At 38.0% G+C, this 22094-nt stretch carries 19 protein-coding genes; 14 read left to right on the top strand and 5 right to left on the bottom strand.

The genetic code is table 11. The annotated features are described in order from the left end of the window. The first annotated feature begins 111 nt into the window (after positions 1-111). Complete coding sequence (locus A6A20_RS08890; RefSeq protein WP_279573094.1) at positions 112-2211, top strand: TonB-dependent receptor; 2100 nt, start codon at positions 112-114, stop codon at positions 2209-2211. An 83-nt stretch (positions 2212-2294) separates the two neighbouring features. Here the strand turns inward: A6A20_RS08890 and kdgR are convergent, their stop codons facing one another. Next, positions 2295-3077 (bottom strand): DNA-binding transcriptional regulator KdgR, encoded by a 783-nt coding sequence (kdgR, locus tag A6A20_RS08885; protein ID WP_279573093.1) that lies wholly within the window; start codon positions 3075-3077, stop codon positions 2295-2297. A 203-nt stretch (positions 3078-3280) separates the two neighbouring features. Here kdgR and kduD point away from each other — a divergent pair, with 203 nt between their 5' ends. The 7 genes from kduD to A6A20_RS08850 are packed head-to-tail and all read left to right on the top strand — an operon-like array spanning position 3281 to position 9448. Next, positions 3281-4039 carry a 2-dehydro-3-deoxy-D-gluconate 5-dehydrogenase KduD gene (gene kduD / locus A6A20_RS08880; RefSeq protein WP_279573092.1) on the top strand — a complete coding sequence of 253 codons (759 nt, stop codon included), beginning with the start codon at positions 3281-3283 and terminating at the stop codon, positions 4037-4039. Positions 4040-4096: 57 nt separating this feature from the next. Then, positions 4097-5029, top strand: coding sequence for a 2-dehydro-3-deoxygluconokinase (kdgK, locus tag A6A20_RS08875; protein ID WP_279573091.1), 933 nt, complete (start codon positions 4097-4099; stop codon positions 5027-5029). Positions 5030-5041: 12 nt separating this feature from the next. Beyond that, positions 5042-5692 (top strand): bifunctional 4-hydroxy-2-oxoglutarate aldolase/2-dehydro-3-deoxy-phosphogluconate aldolase, encoded by a 651-nt coding sequence (locus tag A6A20_RS08870; RefSeq protein WP_279573090.1) that lies wholly within the window; start codon positions 5042-5044, stop codon positions 5690-5692. Positions 5693-5714: 22 nt separating this feature from the next. Then, the gene (gene kduI, locus A6A20_RS08865) at positions 5715-6554 is read left to right on the top strand and encodes a 5-dehydro-4-deoxy-D-glucuronate isomerase (protein WP_279573089.1); all 840 of its coding nucleotides are present in this window, start codon (positions 5715-5717) and stop codon (positions 6552-6554) included. A gap of 40 nt (positions 6555-6594) precedes the next feature. Further along, positions 6595-7581, top strand: a complete 987-nt coding sequence (locus tag A6A20_RS08860) for a TRAP transporter substrate-binding protein (RefSeq protein WP_279573088.1) — start codon at positions 6595-6597, stop codon at positions 7579-7581. 51 nt (positions 7582-7632) lie between these two features. Further along, positions 7633-8133, top strand: coding sequence for a TRAP transporter small permease (locus A6A20_RS08855; RefSeq protein WP_279573087.1), 501 nt, complete (start codon positions 7633-7635; stop codon positions 8131-8133). Positions 8134-8143: 10 nt separating this feature from the next. Then, positions 8144-9448 (top strand): TRAP transporter large permease, encoded by a 1305-nt coding sequence (locus tag A6A20_RS08850; protein WP_279573086.1) that lies wholly within the window; start codon positions 8144-8146, stop codon positions 9446-9448. Between the two features lie 94 nt (positions 9449-9542). Here A6A20_RS08850 and A6A20_RS08845 read toward each other — a convergent pair whose 3' ends face one another. Continuing rightward, the gene (locus A6A20_RS08845) at positions 9543-11114 is read right to left on the bottom strand and encodes a phosphoethanolamine transferase (RefSeq protein WP_424585446.1); all 1572 of its coding nucleotides are present in this window, start codon (positions 11112-11114) and stop codon (positions 9543-9545) included. Positions 11115-11297: 183 nt separating this feature from the next. On the opposite strand from A6A20_RS08845, the gene A6A20_RS08840 reads away from it, so the two are divergent. From A6A20_RS08840 to ppiD, 6 genes are all read left to right on the top strand, one after another. After that, on the top strand, positions 11298-11492 hold the full coding sequence (locus A6A20_RS08840) for a hypothetical protein (protein WP_279573084.1): 195 nt from the start codon (positions 11298-11300) through the stop codon (positions 11490-11492). Continuing rightward, positions 11482-11979: a Fic/DOC family protein gene (locus A6A20_RS08835; protein ID WP_279573083.1), complete on the top strand. Its 498-nt coding sequence runs from the start codon at positions 11482-11484 to the stop codon at positions 11977-11979. The genes A6A20_RS08840 and A6A20_RS08835 overlap by 11 nt, the downstream gene beginning before the upstream one ends. A gap of 145 nt (positions 11980-12124) precedes the next feature. After that, complete coding sequence (gene rnr / locus A6A20_RS08830) at positions 12125-14533, top strand: ribonuclease R (RefSeq protein ID WP_279573082.1); 2409 nt, start codon at positions 12125-12127, stop codon at positions 14531-14533. A 6-nt stretch (positions 14534-14539) separates the two neighbouring features. Then, a complete protein-coding gene (gene rlmB / locus A6A20_RS08825) occupies positions 14540-15277 on the top strand; it encodes a 23S rRNA (guanosine(2251)-2'-O)-methyltransferase RlmB (RefSeq protein ID WP_279573081.1) in 738 nt (245 codons plus the stop codon). Positions 15278-15358: 81 nt separating this feature from the next. Beyond that, entirely contained in the window at positions 15359-17779 is a 2421-nt protein-coding gene (lon, locus tag A6A20_RS08820; protein WP_279573080.1) for an endopeptidase La, read from the top strand. Positions 17780-17893: 114 nt separating this feature from the next. Further along, the gene (gene ppiD / locus A6A20_RS08815; protein WP_279573079.1) at positions 17894-19777 is read left to right on the top strand and encodes a peptidylprolyl isomerase; all 1884 of its coding nucleotides are present in this window, start codon (positions 17894-17896) and stop codon (positions 19775-19777) included. Between the two features lie 67 nt (positions 19778-19844). Here ppiD and A6A20_RS08810 read toward each other — a convergent pair whose 3' ends face one another. From A6A20_RS08810 to ccmA, 3 genes are all read right to left on the bottom strand, one after another. Then, entirely contained in the window at positions 19845-20372 is a 528-nt protein-coding gene (locus A6A20_RS08810; protein ID WP_279573078.1) for a DUF1440 domain-containing protein, read from the bottom strand. A 228-nt stretch (positions 20373-20600) separates the two neighbouring features. Beyond that, positions 20601-21263: a heme exporter protein CcmB gene (gene ccmB, locus A6A20_RS08805; protein WP_279573077.1), complete on the bottom strand. Its 663-nt coding sequence runs from the start codon at positions 21261-21263 to the stop codon at positions 20601-20603. Beyond that, complete coding sequence (ccmA, locus tag A6A20_RS08800; RefSeq protein ID WP_279573776.1) at positions 21260-21895, bottom strand: cytochrome c biogenesis heme-transporting ATPase CcmA; 636 nt, start codon at positions 21893-21895, stop codon at positions 21260-21262. The genes ccmB and ccmA overlap by 4 nt, the downstream gene beginning before the upstream one ends. Positions 21896-22094 lie beyond the last annotated feature (199 nt).

Below are 22094 nucleotides of genomic sequence, written 5' to 3'. Positions count from 1 at the left end.
CACATTTTTACCCTGATTTATTATTGATAATAATTATCAAAATCATTTATATTGATTTTTTTACATAATATACTTTTCGCTCAATAAATTATAATGATAAGGAGCCTTTTTATGAGCGAAATAAAATCCCTGTTTCCTTTGACCGTTATTGCAACTTGCGTTATTTCATCTGTGGTAATGGCAAATACAGATAACAATGATTATAGGGTAACCTTACCCACCATTGAGGTGATGACAACAGAAGATACTCATCATTTAAAAGGATATATGAACTATCGTGAGGCATCGGTAACACGTAATCACTTATCCAGCAAAGAAACACCACAAACTATTGATATATTGAATATCCAAAAAAATAAAAATTATGGCACGAATGATTTAAGTTCAATTTTAGAGGGAAATGCTGGTATTGATGCCAGTTATGATATGCGGGGTGAAAGCATTTATTTGCGTGGTTTTCAAGTTGATGCAAATGGTATTTATCGTGATGGTATTCGTGAAAGTGGACAAGTACGCCGTAGTACAGCGAATATTGAACGGGTTGAAATATTAAAAGGCCCAGCCTCTGTGCTATATGGACGAAGTAGTGGTGGTGGGATTATTAATATGATCAGCAAATCTGCCAATTTCAAAACCAGCCGTAATATTGGGCTGAGTTACGGCTCTTGGAAAACAAGGGCGATGAATATGGATATTAATCAAGTGGTCAATGATAATGTTGCTGTTCGTTTGACAGGAGAATGGAGAGCTGGTAACAGTTTTAGACAAGGGGTTTCCAATAAAAATCAAATGATTTCGCCGAGTATGAGTATTATCAGTGATGATGGACGCTTATCTTGGACAGGGCAATATACCTATGATAATGTTTGGCGTATTCCAGATCGTAATCCAGAAAAATCGGTTTATGATCAAATGGAACTAGACTATACCATAGGTTTCGCAAGAGCAGGTGATTATGTCAAAGATAAATCACAAATTTGGCGTTCTGATTTTTACTATATGTTGAATGATAAATGGAATATTCAATGGTTATTGGGGTATCGTACGGCAAATCAAGATTTTGATCATTATTATGCGGGAACATTTAGCCAAAGTGATCAAATGTTATCACAAACTTATGCTTGGCAAAAAACGAAAAATACCACGCTTTCTAATAGTTTAACCCTAAATGGCGAATTTAATACAAGTTTTATTGAGCACAAAATAACCTTAGGGATCGATTATAGCCGAGAAAAACGAAATCCTATTCTTGCCACATTGCGTAATCAAAAAATTGATCCTTATAATCCGAGTAGCTGGACAAGAACCACACGTCCTAATGCAACCATTAATAATCAGCACAAAGCAAATTCAGTTGGCGTATTTTTACAAGATTTAATCGGTTTAACACCAACATTTAAGGTTATACTTGGTGGACGTTATGACCACTATCGTTTCCATTCCACTAATATTAATCAACTTTCTCGGCATTATAAAGGGAATACTTTTAGCCCAAATGCAGGGATTGTGTGGGATATAACAGATAATCATACCTTTTATGTTTCTTATAACAAAAGTTTTTCACCTTATGGTGGACGGAGTTATTTAGGGGTTAGCACTGATCAAGCCGAGATATTTAATACTGATCCTGAATATTCCAAACAATATGAAATAGGGATTAAAAGTACTTGGTTAGAGAATAAATTAAGTACAACTTTATCAGGTTATCGTTTAACCCATTACAATATTCGCTATCGTTCTGATCCCGTTAATAATCTTTATTTATGGCAAGTACGAGGTAAAGAGCGTTCTCAAGGTATAGAATTAAGTACTATTGGACAAGTTATGTCCAACTTATATATGCGTACTTCTTTAGGTTGGTTAGATTCAGAAATCTTAGAAGATAAGTCTAAGCCAATCAATGAAGGAAGACAATTAAATGCCACTTCGCGTTTTAATGGTAACCTATTCTTACGTTATTTAGTTAATGAGCATCTTTATGGTGAAATCGGAGTAACGCGAGTGGGTAAAAGGTTTTTTTATAATGAAAGACAAAATACCGCTTATTATATTCCAAGTTTTAATCGTATTGATGCGATGATTGGTTGGAATTTTGAGCCGATAAGTGTTACTTTTGCTGTAAGCAATTTATCGGATAAACAATATTTGCGATCTAATGCAATGTTAGGTAATGGACGTTCTTACACCTTGAGAATTAATTATCATTTTTAGGGAAAACAGATTAATCACCCGAATTATGTTTAATCTGGGTGATTTTTATATAAAGTGCGGTCTATTTTTCATTTATTTTTTAGCTAAACAGGATAATGTTGATAACCGAGCTGTTGCGAAACGGTTTTGCCTGCTTGATGAAGTTGTTTGACTAAATCGCTAAGTTGGGCTTGATCAAAACGCACAGTTGGGAGGGAAATAGAAATACCTGCAATAATGCTACCAAAGCGGTCATAAATGGGAACAGCAATACATTTTAGCCCTTGTTCTTGCTCTTCATTATCCATCGCATAATGTTGTAATCTGACTTGTTCCAGTTCTTGTTGTAGCTGTGTCATATTGGTTAATGTGTGTGCTGTATGGGGGATAAATTCTACGCCTTTGAGTTTGTCAGCCACTTCTTGGTTGCTATATTGCGAAAGTAAGATTTTACCAATGGCGGTGCTATAAGCAGGATTTCGGCGACCAATGCGTGAGTACATACGCAAATTATAGTTTGAATCAATTTTATGTAGGTAAATAATTTCTTGCCCATCTAATGTGCCTAAGTGCAAGGTTTCATTGGTTTGTTTCGCAATTTGATTCATGGCTTGGTGAGCAAGCTCAATTAAGTCGGTATATTCTAGGGCTTTTGAGCCTAATTCAAACAGTTTTAAGGTTAAACCATATTTTTCGGTATCATCGGTTTGCTGAACAAAGCCAAGATTTTTCATGGTTTGTAGAAAGCGGTAGGTGGTACTTTTTGACATCATTAATTTGGTGGCTAAGTCGGTAATACCAATTTCTTTTTGTTCCGCAAGAATATCTAAAATATTAAACACTTTGAGGACAGCGGCAACATTGTCAGGTTGGGTATTTTTTTCCATTCATCATAATCCTGTTAATCATCATTGAGGTGAAACATTATAAAGGCAAATAAATTAAAAACACAATTTCAATAATAAAATTTATTTTTAATAAAAATGAAAAAATGTTTTATTTTTATTTTGAAAAGTAGGGGGAATTTGTTATAGTAATGGGCAATGAAGCATTGTGTTGAGTCATATTAATAAGATAAATAGGGTGAATTATGCAACAATTATTTGATTTAACAGGAAAAGTTGCCATTGTAACAGGCTGTAATAAAGGGCTGGGACAAGGCATGGCGTTAGGGCTTGCTCAAGCAGGTTGTGATATTGTTGGCGTGAATATTGGTGAGTCAACGGAAACGAAACAACAAGTTGAGAAAATAGGACGGCAATTTTTATCCCTTTCTGCAGATTTAACCAAACTTGATGATATTAATACAATTATTCAAAGTGCGGTGCAAAAATTCGGTAAAATTGATATTTTAGTCAACAATGCTGGCATTATTCGGCGTGCTGATGCCTTGGATTTTAGCGAGCAGGATTGGGACGATGTGATGAACATTAATTTAAAAACCGTTTTTTTCCTTGCGCAAGCGATGGCGAAACAGTTTATCCAGCAAGGACAGGGCGGTAAGATTATCAATATTGCTTCAATGTTATCTTTCCAAGGGGGCATTCGTGTGCCTTCTTATACTGCCTCTAAAAGTGGCATTATGGGGATTACACGTTTAATGGCAAATGAATGGGCGAAATATCACATTAATGTGAATGCCATTGCGCCGGGTTATATGGCAACGGATAATACTCAAGCCTTACGAGCGGACGAACAACGTAATCAGCAAATTTTAGAGCGAATTCCAGCAGGGCGTTGGGGAAAACCTGCTGATGTGGCAGGACCTTGTGTGTTTCTTGCCTCGTCGGCGGCTGATTATGTGAATGGTTATACCTTAGCCGTTGATGGTGGTTGGTTAGCAAGATAAATTTTTAGGCTGATAGCAAGAGGTTATCAGCCTAATTTGTTATAGCAGGAGCAAAAAATGACCGACAAAATCATTATCATCGGCGAATGTATGGTGGAGTTACAACAACAAGGCGAGTTATATCGGCAAGGATTTGGCGGCGATACTTTAAATACCGCTCTTTACCTTTCTCGTTTAACACAACATTTGCCTTTACAGGTTTATTATGCCACAGGATTAGGGGTTGATGAATTTAGTCAGCAAATGCTTAGTCAATGGCAACAAGAGGGCATTGATACCTCATTAGTGTTTCAATCTCAAACTCGCTTGCCCGGGTTGTACAGCATTTTTACTCAACCTAATGGCGAACGGCATTTTTATTATTGGCGTAATGACTCAGCGGCAAAATATTGGTTGAGTGAAGTGGATCTTGATCGCTTGCAAACACAATTTTGTCAAGCGAAATGGCTTTATTTAAGTGGTATTAGTTTAGCCATTTTACCTGAGAAAGAGCGAGAAATTTTATTTGATTTATTGCAAAAAGCGAAACAAGGCGGTACAAAAATTGCCTTTGACAATAATTATCGTCCAATTCTTTGGCAAACCAAAACACTTACCCAGCAAGTTTATCAACGCATTTTATCTTTAACGGATATTGCCTTTTTAACCTTTGATGATGAAGTTTTATTATATGGCGAGCATCATATTGATGATTGTATTCAGCGTACCCAAAGCTATGGTGTCGCCGAAATTGTGATAAAACGTGGGGCTGAACCTTGCATTGTAGTAACCGATCAATATCAACAATTAGCCGCCAATAAAATTGATAAGGTGGTGGATACCACTGCGGCGGGCGATTCTTTTAGTGCAGGTTATTTAGCCAAACGTTTAACCGGTGGTTCTGTTTTGCAAGCTATCGCACAAGGTCATCAGTTGGCAGGTTTGGTTATTCAGCACAAAGGGGCGATTATTGATAAATCGCTTATGCAACCTCTTATTGACAAGAAATAAAGGAAATACATTATGGCTTATTCTATTGAACAACTCAGTGAAAAATTACGCAGTATTAAGCTGGTGCCAGTGATCGCCTTAGAACAGGCGGAAGATATTCTTCCTCTGGCAGATACCTTAGCAGAAAATGGTTTGCCAGTGGCAGAAATTACCTTTCGTTCGCCAGCGGCAGCACAAGCCATTGAATTGTTGCGTTCTCACCGCACCGATATTTTGATTGCGGCAGGAACGGTTTTAACCCCTCAACAAGTGGTTGCCGCTCAACAAGCAGGTGCAGATTTTATTGTTAGTCCTGGATTTAATCCGAATATTGTACAACTTTGTCAACAACTTGATCTTCCTATTACCCCAGGTGTAAATAATCCAAGTGCCATTGAGCAAGCCTTGGAAATGGGGATTAATGTGGTGAAATTTTTCCCTGCCGAGGCATCAGGCGGTGTGAATATGATTAAGGCATTATTAGGGCCTTATGGACAGTTACAAATTATGCCAACAGGTGGTATTAATTTAACCAATATCCACAATTATTTAGCCATTCCTAATGTGCTTGCTTGTGGCGGTTCTTGGTTTGTCAGCAATGAATTGATTAATAGCAAAAACTGGCAAAAAATTGGCGAATTGACAAAACAGGCGGTGGAGTTAGTCAAGCATAAACCCGTTTAATGAAAAACAAAAGGAGGAGAAAATGAAAATATTTCATAATTTTCACCCTGAAGATGTTAAATCTTATGATACACAACGTTTAAGAAAGGAATTTTTTGAGCCTGATTTATTTGTTGAGGGGCAAATTCGTATTATTTATAGCCATATTGATCGGATTGTCGCCCTTGGAGTTTGTCCGAAAGATCAGCCTTTGGCATTAAATGATGTGATTGATGCTAAAGCCTTTGGAACGGATTATTTTTTGCAACGGCGAGAATTGGGGATAATTAACCTTGGCGGCAAAACGGAAGTGAAAACCAAAGATGATGTCTTTATTTTGGATTATCTTGATGCTTTATACCTAGGTAAAGAAAGTGAAGATATTGTGTTTACTGCGTTAGAGCCGCAGCAACAAAATGCCCTTTATTGTCTTAGTGCCCCAGCTCATCATAAATTCGCTAATCAGTTAATTACTCAGCAACAGGCGAAAAAAGTTGCGTTAGGTTCTCAAATCAATGCTAATCAACGGGTGATCAATCAATATTTACACCCTGATGTGGTGGAAACTTGTCAATTATGTATGGGCATTACCCATTTAGCTGAGGGCAGTGTCTGGAATACGATGCCAGCTCATACGCATCTTAGACGTATGGAAGTTTATCTCTATTTTAATATAAAGCCTGAGCAAGTGGTCTTCCATTTTCTTGGCGAGCCTGAACAAACTCGGCATATTGTAGTAAGGGATAAACAGCTTGTTTTCTCGCCAAGTTGGTCTATTCATTCGGGTTGTGGTACTCAAAATTATAGTTTTATTTGGGGAATGATTGGTGAGAATCAAACCTTTGATGATATGGATTTTGTGGATATGAATAAAATCTGTTGATTTATTCGCTTTTATTTTATCAATAAATAAGGAGCATACTATGCGTACCCTCTCATTTTCTCGTTTAGCCAAATCTTTGTTATTGGTGGCAGGATTAGGTGTCAGTTTTGTTAGCCAAGCTGCCACAGAAATTAAAGTGGCGTTTAATCAATCAGATAAACACCCACAATATCAAGCCTTAACCGCATTGAGCGAAAAATTAGAACAACAAACAGAAGGGCGGTATAAATTAAATATTTATCCGAACGAGTTATTAGGCGCTCAACGAGCGGCGTTGGAATTGGTGCAAAATGGAGCCATTCAAATGGCAATCGTGGCAAATCCATTGGTGGAAAACTATAACAAAGATTTTATTGTGATTGGTTTGCCTTATATTTATGATTCGCTGGAGCATCAACAAAAGGTGTTTACCTCAGGGATATTAGATGATCTCTTTGCCGCTACTGGACGTTATGGTTTTGACGTTTTAGGGGCTTATACCGCAGGATCTCGTAGTATTTATACCAAAGGAAGTGCGGTCAATAATCTTGAAGAAATGAAAGGGAAAAAGATCCGTGTTATTCAATCGGAAACCATGCGTAAAATGCTAAGTTGTATGGGAGGTATTGGTGTGCCGATGAACCAAGGGGAAGTTTATACCGCCATTCAACAAGGGGTACTTGATGGTGCTGAAAATAATGAAATCACTTATGCGGATTTAAAACAATACGAAGTTGCTCCTTATTTTTCACGTACAAAACATTTAATGGTGCCAGATTTAATTGTTACCAGTAGCTATTTTATTGCCTCAATGCCAAAACAAGATCAGGAAGTCCTTAAACGTTTAGTCAAAGAAAGCATTGATCATCAATTTGATTTATGGCGTACGCAGGTACAACAGGCAGAGGAGCTTGCCAAAGCCAATAATGCCACCTTTGTGGAAGTGGATATTACCCCATTTCAGCAAAGTTGCAGTAAATTACAACAAGATTTAATCACCAGCCCTGTGCAAAAAGCGTTATATGAAAAAGTGATTGAGTTGCAATAATCAGAAAATCCAGATAGTTAAACTGTCTGGATTTTTTTATAGGAGCTTATTATGTCTTCATCATCTAACCTGTTAGCTACCATAAAATTATGGGTAGATAAATTTATGCAATGGCTTTGTATCGCTATTGTAGGATTAATGTGCGTATTAGTAACCTATCAAGTGGTTACTCGCTATGTGTTTAATGCCCCTAGTGCAGTCAGTGAAGTGTTAGCAAGATATTTGTTTATTTGGTTAATTCTGTTTGGCGGTGCTTATGTGTTTGGTTGTCGTGAACACCTTTCTATTGCTTATGTAAAGCAAAAACTTTCGGCAAAAGGGCAAATATTCGCGGATATGATTTCTGAGTTAGCCATTTTACTCTTTACCTTATCCATTATGCTATTTGGTGGCTATCACATTGCCATGCGACAAATGTGGCAAATGGATTCCGCCTTACAGTTGCCAATGGGGGTAATTTATTCTGCCATTCCATTAGCGGGGATCATTATCCTGTTTTATGCCTTATATAACCAAATTCAATTAGTAAAAAAATGGAAAACCTTAGGATAGAGGGGGAATTATGGATTTAGCAATGACAGCCGCACTGATTATGTTCGGTAGCACGATTTTATTACTGATTATTGGCGCCCCCATTAGTATTGGCGTGGGCTTATCTTCTTTTCTGGCTATGTTGGTCATTTTACCTAGCGAAGGGGCAATGATTACTTCGGCACAGCGTATTTTCGTTGGATTAGATTCTTTTGCCCTGTTAGCCATTCCTTTCTTTATTTTAGCAGGCAATATTATGAACAAAGGTGGTATTGCCCTGCGATTGATTAATTTAGCCAAAGTGGTTAGTGGACGCTTTCCCGGCTCATTAGCCCAAACCAATGTGGTATCCAATATGCTTTTTGGCTCAATTAGTGGTTCAGGTGTGGCATCAGCGGCAGCCGTAGGCGGTATTATGTCGCCAATTCAAAAGAAAGAAGGTTATGATCCCACTTTTAGTGCCGCAGTTAATATTGCCTCAGCTCCCACAGGTATGATTATTCCGCCGAGTAACACGATCATTGTGTATGCTACCGTTGCTGGCGGTGTTTCTGTTTCCGCATTATTTATGGCTGGCTATTTGCCGGGAATTTTATGGGGCTTAGCAATTATGCTCGTGGCAGGTTATCTTGCCAAGAAAAAAGGCTATATTCAAAAAAGCCGTGTGAGTTGTCGTGAGGCAGTTCAGGTTTTACTTGAAGCAATACCGAGTTTATCCCTTATTTTCATTGTTATCGGCGGTATCTTAGCGGGGATTTTTACTGCAACGGAAGCATCAGCCATTGCGGTGGTTTATTCCTTAATCTTAGGTTTTTGTTATAAAACCCTATCCTTAAAAGAATTACCCGATATTTTTTTACAAACCGCCAAAGTGTCGGCAATAGTGATTTTTATGCTAGCCACCTCATCAATTATGTCTTGGGTTATGGCATTTACCCAAATTCCAAGCATTATTGCCAATGGGTTAATGGGATTGACGGATAACCCTATTCTTATTCTATTGATTATTAATGTGGTGTTATTATTTATCGGCACCTTTATGGATCCAACCCCAGCCATTTTAATTTTTACCCCTATTTTTCTGCCGATTTGTACCGATTTAGGTATGAGTCCAGTGCAGTTTGGGATTGTGATGGTGGTTAATTTATCCTTAGGCACAATTACACCGCCAGTAGGTCCGATCCTCTTTACTGGTTGTAAAACAAGTAATGTGGAAATTGAACAGGTAATTAAACCCTTAGTACCGTTTTTCTTTGCCATTTTACTGGTGTTATTGTTGGTAACTTATGTGCCAGCGATTTCAATGATTATTCCTGAATTAATGGGGCTTGTTTAGTTTAAACTTTATAGTCATTCCGCTTTAAAATAATACGACTATACATAACGGGGAACTTCCCCGTTAAAAATATTTTGATTTTTGACCGCACTTTTTATTGTGATTTCCATTTATAGCTGTTTGCCTTGCCTTCTTTCAACGGAATAACAATGGCGGGGTCATCAGGTTTATTAATTTGTTCAATTTGCTGTTGTAAACCATAATCGCTCGGATCCGCTTGGTTATCAAACAGATTAAAATGGGGATCAAGCTGAGGATTTTGAATTCCTATCCAATTAGCCAATGCCTCGGTGAAATTTAACCCTGATTTCATACTGTAATAATGCTGGCGTTGTTTGTCATCACTGGCAATTTTGAATAAAGGCACATCATAATGGCGTTTACTTTTGCCACTGCTATTGTGAATACTAATGTTGTCCCCTTGAATATCATGGGCTAAACCATGATCGGCAAAATAGATCATTGAAAAAGTGCGGTGGTTTTTCTGTTCATTTTTTTGCAATGTTTGATAAATTTGCTGCAGTATATCATCGGTTTTTTTAATGGAGGAAATATAGCAATTAATATTGAAGTATTTTGCTTCAATATCTTGCTCTGCAAAGATTTTGGGATAATCGGTTAAGCGATCACAACTTATTGGGTGTGAACCGTATAAATGTAACACAATAAAACGCTTATGTGGGCTATTGTCTTGTATTAATTGCTGAAATTTTTCCAATAATAAAAAATCACTGGTGTTCTGGCTAAAAGCATCGCCTGATTTCAAAAAGAAACGGTAATCACTTTGGTTAGCGAGGGCGGAAATTGGCGTGTCAAATTGCCCGAAATAACCATGATTAGAAAGCCAATAGGTTTGTATGCCTGCTGATTTTACTAAATCAATCAAATTAAGGGCATAATTGCCCTCGTGATTGACTTTATCTGGCTTAGTAAGCATTAATTTTAAAGAGGCTATGGTATTTGTCCCCCCAGCGGTAAGACCGTCAACTAAAATGCCCTTTGCTTGGCTCATAAAGGGGGTATTTTCAATGGGGTAACCATAAGCATGATGATAATCTTTGCGTGCACTTTCGCCAATCACCAAAATATAATCATCATAACCACCTGGTTTGAGGGTGGATTTTCCCCATTGGCTCGTGATTTTTAGCTGGTTAAGCTGACGTAATTCATTAATCACTTTATGGCTAGCTTGATAACTTTCTTGTATAAAGCGAAAAGGGGCTTGTTGCCATAATATGACCAAGATAACCATAGCTAAAAAATAGGGATTGGCATAAAAAGAAAACGGGTTTTTTAGGCTAAATAAACGGTATAGCCATAGCCCAATAATGATAACCAAGGGATAAAGTAAATTTTTCATTGGGATTTGAGCAAAAAACTCTTTTCCCTCTTGTGGATCAGTGGCAAATACTGAGGCAATATATTGGTAAGAGGGAGGACCAAAAGTAACCCCTATGGGACTATAAAGGGCATTAATCAGAATAAAAGGCAATAATATGCCGTAGAAAAGCCACTTGGTACGATTAAATACGCTAATTAGGATTGCCATTGATATAATCTGCATAAATGTTGGTTGAGGATAAAAACCTGAACCTAGCAACAATTTGTGGCTAATTCCATATAAGCAAACTAAGGACAGAAATAGATAAATACTGGGTTTAAACATTTGAGGTAACTTGATCACGTTAATTGCCTTTATTTCATCACTATCAGGTGGCTATTTTAGTGAATTTTTATTTTACTGGCTATGGGCAGAGGCAATTCGTTGTTTGTATTTGCTTTTCTCTTGCTTTCTGATAGGCATAGTGTCAAACTGATAATTGTTATTATCTTTAATTTAGGGGTATTTATGGAGAAAATCATTAATCAGAGAATACAATCAATGAAAACCGCACTGGCAAGCAATAAAATTGAAGGGGCTATTGATCAAACAAGGTCTTTAGCTTTATTAGAGAGGGCAAAAGCTCCTATTAGTAATGAAGTATTCCGACAACGTGAATTAAGCAGAATTTATCAGGAATATGGTTTAACTTATGTCAAATAGCCGTTATTTAGCGGAAGAAATTAACGCAAGTAAATATTTTTATGCTGGTATTTTTCCACCAGTATTAAAAAATAAATTAAATATCAAACAAGCAGAAGAACTTGCGAAAAGAGAAAATGAAATTATTATGATTAATTTTCCGCTAAGACCTATTTTAACCAAATTTACTTTACAAGAAATCCAAACTGTCCATTATTCTTTGTTTCGTGATATTTATGATTGGGCTGGGAAATTAAGAGATTATACCACGGGGCGAGGAAATGTTCCCTTTGCTCGTCCTGAAATGATTGAGAGTTTTTATCATAAACAAATTTTTTTGGCATTGCAGCAAGAGAATTATTTACAAAATTGTGCTAAAAGTAAATTTATAAAAAAATCGGCTTATTTTATTAATGAATTTAATGCTATTCACCCATTTATTGATGGTAACGAGCGGTTAACCAGAATTTTTTTACAAGATTTAGCATTAAATGTGGTTTTGCATTAAATCTAACAAACATTCAGCAATCAGGCTGGTATAAAGCAATGGAGCATGGTTTTTATCGCGGAGATACATACTTCATTGAGCAAGAAATTCGAGCTTGTTTTGATTAAGTATCAACAAGAATATAAGAGAAATAAGGTTTTTAATGATGACAAAAAAAATAAATAAAAAACAGACCGCACTTTTAGATCCCAATTTTGATCTTGAGGCAAAAAAATATGCAAATCCTATTCCAAGTCGGGAATTTATTTTGGCAACCATTCGTCAACACAATGCGCCAATGTCTAAGGAGGAGCTATTTACCGTTTTAGCGGTGGACGATGAAGAACGGCAAGAGGGTATGCGTCGCCGTTTGCGCGCAATGGAAAATGCAGGGCAATTAGTTTTTACCAAACGTAAACGTTATGCCTTACCAGAAAAATTAGATTTGCTTAAAGGTATGGTAATAGGGCATCGTGATGGTTATGGTTTTTTGCAAGTTGATGGGCAAAAAGAGGATTGGTTTATTCCTAATGGGCAAATGCAACGAGTTTTGCATGGCGATTATGTGCTTGCTCAGCCGAATGGTACAGATCGCCGAGGGCGGAAAGAAGTACGCATTGTGCGAATTTTGGAAAATCGCAAGAAACAGATTGTTGGGCGATTTTTCTTAGAGCAAGGCATTGGCTATGTGGTACCTGATGATAGTCGGATTAATCGTGATATTTTGATCCCAAATGAAAACCGTAAAGGTGCTCGTATGGGGCAAGTGGTGGTGGTTGATATTCAATCTCGTACAGGAATAAGTTCCAGCCAACCTATTGGTATCATTAGCGAAGTGCTTGGCGACAATATGGCAAAGGGTATGGAAGTAGAGATTGCGATCCGTAACCACGATATTCCCCATAAATTCCCTACTAGCGTAGAAAAATATGTTAAGCGTTTTAGTGAAGACGTGCCAGAACAGGCTAAGCAAGGACGGGTTGATTTACGTCAATTACCCTTAGTTACCATTGACGGCGAAGATGCTCGAGATTTTGATGATGCGGTATATTGTGAAAAACGTGGTAAAGGCTGGAAACTTTGGGTCGCCATTGCTGATGTGAGTTATTATGTGCGTTTGAGAACGGCTTTGGATAACGAGGCTTATCAGCGTGGTAATTCCGTTTATTTTCCTAATCGTGTTGTGCCTATGTTGCCAGAAGTGTTATCCAATGGGTTATGTTCATTAAATCCACAGGTTGATCGCCTGTGTATGGTGTGCGAGTTAGATATTTCAAGCAAAGGAAAAATGCAGGGGTATAAGTTTTACGAGGCGGTAATGAACTCTCACGCACGTTTAACCTATAACAAAGTGTGGAGCATTTTGCAGGGCGATGAAACCTTGATTGAACGTTATCAAGGATTAGTACCGCATTTACAACAGCTTTATGCTATGTATCAAACTCTATTGACGGCTCGTCATCAACGTGGTGCCATTGATTTTGAAACCCTTGAAACGAAATTTATTTTTAATCCGCAGGGACGGATTGAGCGGATTGAACCTGTGGTACGCAATGATGCCCATAAAATTATTGAAGAATGTATGATTTTAGCCAATATTGCGGCGGCAAATTTTATGGAAAAGCACAATGAACCTGCTTTATACCGTATTCACGCTGTGCCAAGTGAGGAAAAATTAGCGGCATTTCGTGATTTCTTGCGTGAATGTGGGTTAACCTTACAGGGCGGTTTAACACCAAGTACGCAAGATTATGCGGCATTATTAGAGCAGGTACGAGAGCGTCCTGATCGAGAGTTAATTCAAACAATGTTGTTGAGATCCTTAAGCCAAGCGGTATATTCTGCGGATAATATCGGACATTTTGGTTTAGCATTGCCAGAATATGCCCATTTTACTTCGCCAATACGCCGTTATCCTGATTTAACCTTGCATCGTAGTATTAAATATTTATTAGCCAAACAAGCTGGAAGTAAACGGCGAACAACAGATACGGGAGGCTATCATTATACCTTAGATGATATGGATTTATTAGGTGAGCATTGCTCTATGACCGAACGGCGAGCAGATGATGCAACACGAGATGTGGCGGATTGGTTAAAATGTGAGTATATGCAAGATCATGTTGGTGAAGTATTTGAGGGCGTTATTTCCTCTGTTACTGCCTTTGGTTTATTTGTACGCCTAAATGATTTATTTATTGATGGTTTAGTCCATGTATCTAGCTTAGATAATGATTATTATGCCTTTGATGCAGCAAGACAAATGTTAGTGGGCGAAAATTCAGGGACAGTTTACCGTCTTGGCGATGCCGTTACCATTAAAGTTGAGGCAGTAAGTCTTGAGCAACGCCAAGTGGATTTTTCTATGGTACAAACAAGTCGTAAAGTACGGCGGGCAGGAAAAACGGAAAAAGATAAATTAAAGAAAAATCAACGTTATGCTAAAAGTTTAGAGAAGCAACTGGCTAGCAAGGGAAAAGCAAGAAAAGCAAAGCCAATCAAGGCTAAAGCTACTAAAACACCAAAAAGTGCGGTCAAAAATAAGAATAAATCTAACAAAAATAGGAAAAACTAATCCATTATGAGCGATTATATTTATGGTATTCATGCGGTAGAGGCATTATTACACAATGCCCCTGAACGTATTATTGAAGTCAACGCCTTGAAAGGGCGTGAAGACAAACGCTTACAAGCCCTATTACAGCAAGTGAATAAATTAGGGATTGCCATTCAATTACTCAATCGGCAAAGTTTAGATAAAAAAGCCAATGGCGAAGTGCATCAAGGGGTTATTGCTCGTGTACTTCCAGTGAAGGAATTAAATGAAAGGGATCTTGATGTGATTCTAGCCAATAAAACTGACCCCTTATTATTGGTATTAGATGGGGTAACCGATCCGCATAATTTAGGGGCTTGTTTACGAACCGCTGATGCCGCAGGCGTTGATGCGGTAATTATTCCTAGAGATCGTGCGAGTGGATTATCGGCGATTGCTCGTAAAGTAGCTTGTGGTGCGGCAGAAACGATGCCGTTAATTCGTGTTACTAACTTAGCTCGTACATTAAGGGAGCTACAACAGGAGCACAATATTTGGGTGGTAGGAACAGCAGGCGAGGCGAGAGAAACCCTATATCAAACGAAACTGACTGGCGGTTTAGCTTTAGTAATGGGGGCAGAGGGCGAGGGTATGCGTCGCTTAACCCGAGAACATTGCGATCAATTAGTGAGTATTCCAATGGCAGGGACGGTGTCTTCTTTAAATGTCTCTGTTGCCACTGGGGTATGCTTATTTGAAATTGTCCGCCAACGGTTGGGGTAAAAATATCCAGTTACTCCCTTGAGATCTGATTTTATACCCTTATATACAATGATTAAGATTTATTAATTAGAGAGAAAGATTATGTGTGCTGGTCGAACAAAAAAAATAGCTATTCCAGTATTGCCATTGCGTGATGTGGTGGTTTTTCCTTATATGGTTATGCCGTTGTTTGTCGGTAGGGATAAGTCTATTCGTAGCCTTGATGAAGCAATGGAACAAGGGAAACAATTACTTTTAGTTTCCCAAAAACGTGCGGAACTTGAAGATCCTAGCATTGATGATGTTTATGATGTGGGGACAATAGCGAATATTATTCAATTATTGAAATTACCTGATGGCACTGTAAAAGTGCTTGTAGAGGGGCAACAACGCGCCAAAATTACCGCGTTAGAAGATGATGGCGAATGTTTTATGGCACAGGTTACGCCTATTAATACATTGTTAGGCGATGAACAAGAATTAGACGTGATTAAGCACAGTGCCTTAACGGAGTTTGAAAATTACGCTAAGCTCAATAAAAAAGTACAGCCTGAAGTGATTAGTGCTTTGCGTAACATTGATGACCCAGAACGTTTAAGTGATACTTTGGCAGCTCATATGCCTGTGAGCGTTGCCAATAAGCAAAAAGTATTGGAAAAGGCGAATGTGGTTGAGCGTTTTGAGTTTTTGCTAGGCTTAATGGAATCAGAGGCGGATCTTTTACAAGTTGAGAAACGTATTCGTCAGCGTGTTAAAAAGCAAATGGAAAAAACTCAACGGGATTATTATCTCAATGAACAAATCAAAGCGATTCAGCGTGAACTTGGCGATAATAATGAAAATTCAGTGGTTGATGAAATTGAGCAATTACGGCAAAAAATAGAAAAAGCCAAAATGCCATTGGAAGCACGTCAAAAAGTTGAGGCGGAATTACAAAAATTAAAAATGATGTCGCCAATGTCGGCGGAAGCCACTGTGGTGCGTAGCTATATTGATTGGATGTTGCAAGTACCTTGGCATAAGCGGACTAAAGTGAAAAAGGATCTTGCTCAAGCACAACAGATTCTCGATCAAGATCACTATGGTTTAGAACGGGTTAAAGAGCGTATTTTAGAATATTTAGCGGTACAAAGCCGTTTAAACCAAGTTAAAGGGCCGATTTTGTGCTTGGTTGGGCCTCCGGGGGTAGGTAAAACTTCCTTGGGACAATCTATTGCTAATGCAACAGGGCGTAAATATGTGCGTATGGCATTAGGTGGTGTGCGTGATGAGGCGGAAATTCGTGGGCATCGTAAAACCTATATTGGTGCTTTACCCGGTAAGTTAATGCAAAAAATGGCAAAAGTGGGGGTAAAAAATCCGTTATTTTTGCTTGATGAAATTGACAAAATGGCGTCTGATATGCGTGGTGATCCTGCCTCTGCCTTATTAGAAGTGTTAGATCCAGAGCAAAACACTACCTTTAACGATCATTATCTTGAAGTAGATTATGATTTATCCGATGTGATGTTTGTGGCAACCTCTAATTCAATGAATATCCCGGGGCCATTATTGGATCGTATGGAAGTCATTCGTTTGTCAGGTTACACCGAAGACGAAAAACTCAATATTGCTAAGCAACATTTATTAGCCAAACAAATGGAACGTAATGGCTTAAAAGAAAAAGAATTACACATTGATGAAAGTGCTATTCTAGGAATTATCCGTTATTACACCAGAGAAGCTGGCGTGCGTGGTCTTGAACGTGAAATTTCTAAAATTTGTCGTAAAGCAGTAAAAAATTTATTGTTAGACAAAACATTAAAGCATATCAAGGTCAGTGCAGAGAATTTATCGGATTACCTTGGGGTAAAACGCTTTGAGTTTGGACGTGCGGATACGCAAAACCGTATTGGTGAGGTAACAGGGTTAGCTTGGACGCAAGTGGGTGGAGATTTATTAACTATTGAAACTGCCTCAGTATTAGGTAAAGGCAAACTCACTTATACAGGCTCATTAGGCGATGTGATGAAAGAGTCTATCCAAGCGGCAATGACAGTGGTGCGTTCTCGTGCGGAAAAACTAGGGATTAATAATGATTTCCACGAAAAACGTGATATTCATATTCATGTGCCTGATGGTGCAACGCCGAAAGACGGCCCGAGTGCGGGGATTGCTATGTGTACCGCCTTAGTGTCTTGTTTAACAGGTAATCCTGTGAAGTCAGAAGTGGCAATGACAGGCGAAATTAGCTTACGTGGTAAGGTGTTACCTATTGGTGGGGTAAAAGAAAAATTACTTGCGGCTCATCGCGGAGGCATCAAAACGGTGTTAATTCCAAAAGACAATGTCAAAGATTTAGAGGAAATTCCAGATAATGTGAAGCAAGATTTAGCAATTCATCCAGTGGAAACCATTGATGAAGTGTTAAGTTACGCATTGGAAAATCCGCCTACGGGGATTGATATTGTAAAACAAGCAACCATGAAAGCTATCGCACCTGTAAAACAAACACGCCGTAAGCGTCAAAGTGCGGTCAATTAATTTATTATTTTTAAGCCAGCATTGAAAGATGTCTGGCTTTTTAATGATTTCATTTTATTTAAATAGTGCGTATAATCTTCACTATTTAACAATTTTTAATAAGGGTAATTGTGCATGATAATGGATAAATTTCGCGGCGCAAGTAATAGCTTGCCTGCTAAGATTTTATTGACGATTATTGCGGTTTCATTTGTATTAAGTGGCGTAGCGAGTTATGTTTTTTCTCGTGTGGATACCTCCGCAGTAAAAGTGAATGGCGAAGAAATTTCACAGCAAGTATTTCAACGCCAATATAATTTGGAATATCAGCAATTAAGTAATCAACTTGGTGCACAGTTTGCTGCTGTGGCAGATTCACCTGAGTTTATTAATGGTTTACGCAATAGCGTATTAAATAACTTAATTAATCAAGAATTATTACGCCAATATGCTGATGAACTAAAATTGGCGGTTACCGATGAACGTATTAAACAACAAATTGTTTCAACGCCAGCATTTCAAGTTAATGGCAAATTTGATAATCAGTTATACCAACAAATGTTAGTCAGCAACCAGATTTCGTCAGACACCTATGCCCATTATGTGCGTGAAGGATTGGAGTTAGAACAATTACAAACAGGGTTATTATCCTCAGATTTTCTTGTACCAGCCCAGCAACAAGAGCTGACAAAATTATTATTACAACGTCGTGAAGTGCGTTTAGCCACTTTAAATTTAAATGATGAAATTGCTAAACAATATGTAAGCGAACAAGAAATAGAAGACTATTATAATGCAAATAAAAATGCCTTTTTAATCCCTGAATTGGTTAAAGTGCAATATCTTGATATATCCAGAGCGGATATTGAAAAAAATATTCAGGTTTCTGATGTAGAAATTGCACAGTACTATCAAGATCATAAAGCCGATTTTCTTACTCAAGGACAACAGCGTGTTGCCCATATTCAGTTAAATAATGAACAAGATGCAAATGAAGTTTATCAAGCCTTACAAGCAGGCGCTGATTTTGCTCAATTAGCCCAATCTCGTTCTATTGATAAATTATCAGGCGTTAATGGTGGTGATTTAAGCTGGGTAGTAGCTGGCGAATTTCCTCTTGCATTTGAACAAGTTGCGGATAAATTGGCAGTAGGCGAATATAGCCAACCAGTCAAAGTGGATAACAGTTTCCATATTATTAAAATCCTTGATCGCAAAGCCCCTTCAGAACTTCCTCTTGAACAAGTGAGAGGGCAAATTATTGATCAAATTCGCCAAGATCTCGTTAGCAGAGAGTTTTATCAGCTAGAGAAAAGTATTGCCGAGAAAGCCTTTGAGAATCCAACCTCTTTAACGGCAGCAACTGAAATTGCACAACAAAATGGTGTAAAATTAGTGGAAACCGATTATTTTTCACGCCAAGATATTCCTGTTGCATTAAATTATCCTAATGTAGTGTCTGCCATTTTTGACAGCGATTTAGTCAATGGTGGCGAAAACTCCCAACCGATTAATGTTGGCGATGAACATTCTATTGTTTTACGTGTGGTTGAGCATAAAGCTGAAGGGATAGAGAGCCTCGCTGATGCGAAAGTAAAAATTGAAAATCTCTTAAAACGCCAAAAAGCCGAACAAATTGTATTACAACAAGCACAACAAATTGTAAGCGATTTAACGGATAATCCGAGTGCGGTGCAGAATAAAGTTAATTTTGCGGATAGACAAACATTAACTTATGGGCAAACTACTGATCCCGTATTGAATAATGCTATTTTTGCCCTATCAAAACCAGAAGAAAATAAAGCGATTTATTCTGTGGCAAAAGCAGGTAATGGCGATGTGGTCATTATTGAGTTAGATAAAATCATTGAGGGAGAATTAGATCAAGCTCAACAACAGGCCTTTAACGCTCAACTCGCTCAAGCCCAACAACAAGAGTTACAACTTACCTTGCTTGAGGCATTACGGAGTAAAGCCAAAATTGAAATAAATGAAGAGTTTATTAATCAACAACAATAATCTTTTATTATCAAGCCTTTCTGTATAGAAAGGCTTAAACAATAAAAACCCTAGATAATGGACAACATTATAAATTTAATTGTTCTACTTCCGCTCTATCATAGCCAGTCCAACGTTTACGCAGATAAGCTCGGGTAATTTCAATAACCCAAATCCATAAAAATGAACCGCCTAATTCAGAAATAAAACCTAACCATTGGAACGGAGCATATAAGCCGAGAATTGGAAAAACGATATAATGCGAACCAAATGCAACGGCATAACCAAAAATCGCTCCTTGCAAAAGTTTGGTTTTAGGAAAAATTTCGGCTAAGACACAATAAAGAACGGCAAAGACAATGGAAAATAAAATATGCACGCCATTACCGCCCCAGTTGACACTCACATCTAGCCAAGTATAGGTCAAATGTGCGGTATCAATACCAAACATTTGTAATAGCTCAATGGGTGGCGGAGTAATATTAGGACTGCGTGGTGGAACAATATCTTCCCAACCTGATTTTACTAGGGCAGAAATAAAACCAGCAATAATGCCAATGACAACTAATAAACTATAATGTCTTGCACGAGGCTGAGTGCGTTCAAATAAATTCATAATTTTTTCCTAATTGATGACAAGTAAAAGAATATTTTTGTTAATGCTTAGTGAGCAAAAACGATTAAATTCTATGAATTTCTAGCATAAAAGCAAGCAAAATAAGAATGATAATTATTTTAAATTAAAATGACTATGGTAAGTGAACATTTACCAAAACAAAAAACTTTTCCAAAACCCACCGCACTTTTGCTTATAGTCGTTTCAATTTAAAGTTGAACGACTATATTATTCCATCGTTACTCGCAACGCCATGGCGATAGCGAAAGGCGATAAGGTCAGGCTAGCAGTGAGCATTGCGGCGAGAATGGCAAGTTGTCCTTGATAGGGGAGATTGAGGCTAGCCGCTTCTAGGACAGCTGAGGCAAAAATTAATACGGGAATAAAAAGTGGAAGCACTAATAAACTTAATAACACCCCACCTTTACGCAATCCTACGGTTAATGCTACGCCAATCGCACCTAAACAGCTTAATATTGGTGTGCCTAATAATAGGGTTAGCACTAAAGCCCACCAAATATGCAGCTCCAATGAAAGTAATAAGGCAGCAATGGGCGAAAGCAAGATAAGTGGCAATCCCGTTAATAGCCAATGGGCGATAACTTTGGCAAGTGCGGTAAGGGCTAAGGGCTGATGGGTAAGCATTAATTGCTCTAATGAGCCGTCAATAAAATCATCACGAAACAATCGTTCAAAAGACAATAGTGCAGATAACAATGCTGCTACCCAAGCAATCCCTGTGGCAATACGACTTAATAATTGTGGATCTGGGCCTATTACTAAGGGAAATAATGTAATGATAATTAAGAAAAACCAGAGCGGATTAAGAATTTCCGCTTGTTTACGCTGTGCAATTTGTAATTCTCGTTTAATAATGGCGAAGAAGATCATTGATATTGTTCCAAATTCACTTTTTGTAATATTGTACTTGGGATTTCTTGGTGGCTAGTTAAAATCACGATGCCCCCTTGTTGGCTATGCTGTTCAAATAATCTTGTCAGCACTTGTACACCATGTTTGTCAATGGCATTGAAAGGCTCATCAAGTAGCCATAATGCGGCGTTGGATAGCCAAAGACGTGCTAGAGCAATGCGTTTTTGCTGTCCTGCGGACAGTTGCCCAGCCACAATATCTTCTTTGCCGAGTAAGCCAACGGTTTGCAATACTTGCCATAACTGGTTTTCATCAACAGTGCCTTGGCTGATTTGTTGGTAAAAGCGTAAATTTTCCCAAGCGGTTAATTCAGGTTTTATGCCTGCTTGATGACCGATATAAAGTAGGTTGGCATAAAATATTTCACGATGTTGCCAAATATCTTGATTATTCCACCGCACTTTGCCTGTTTTAGGACGCGCTAAGCCTGCAATAACACGCAGTAAACTGGTTTTACCAATGCCATTATGCCCTTCAATTTGTACAAAATTGCCCCCTTGTAGCAAAAGGTTAAATTGGCGGAATAAAATTTTGTCGCCCCGTTGGCAACAAATGTTATCAAGTGCTAATTGCGCAATGGATTTTGGCATAAATATTATGGTCATTAGAAAATTTGGCATTATTCTAGCATAGGCAACGTCAAGCAGAGAGAGAAAAAATAGGTAACAATAAAAAAATTGTTATTTTATAAAATTCTGTTATTTGTGTATTTTGTGATAAGTTTTTGTATTTGGTTAGTGTTAAATTTTGTTGTTTTGCTTATTTCTGGTTTATTGCTCTGTTATGGTC

The organism is Volucribacter amazonae (assembly GCF_029783845.1).
In the GTDB taxonomy this organism is placed as follows: domain Bacteria; phylum Pseudomonadota; class Gammaproteobacteria; order Enterobacterales; family Pasteurellaceae; genus Volucribacter; species Volucribacter amazonae.
The sequence above is the reverse complement of the archived record's forward strand: the minus strand, read 5'-3'. Positions and strand labels throughout refer to the sequence as shown.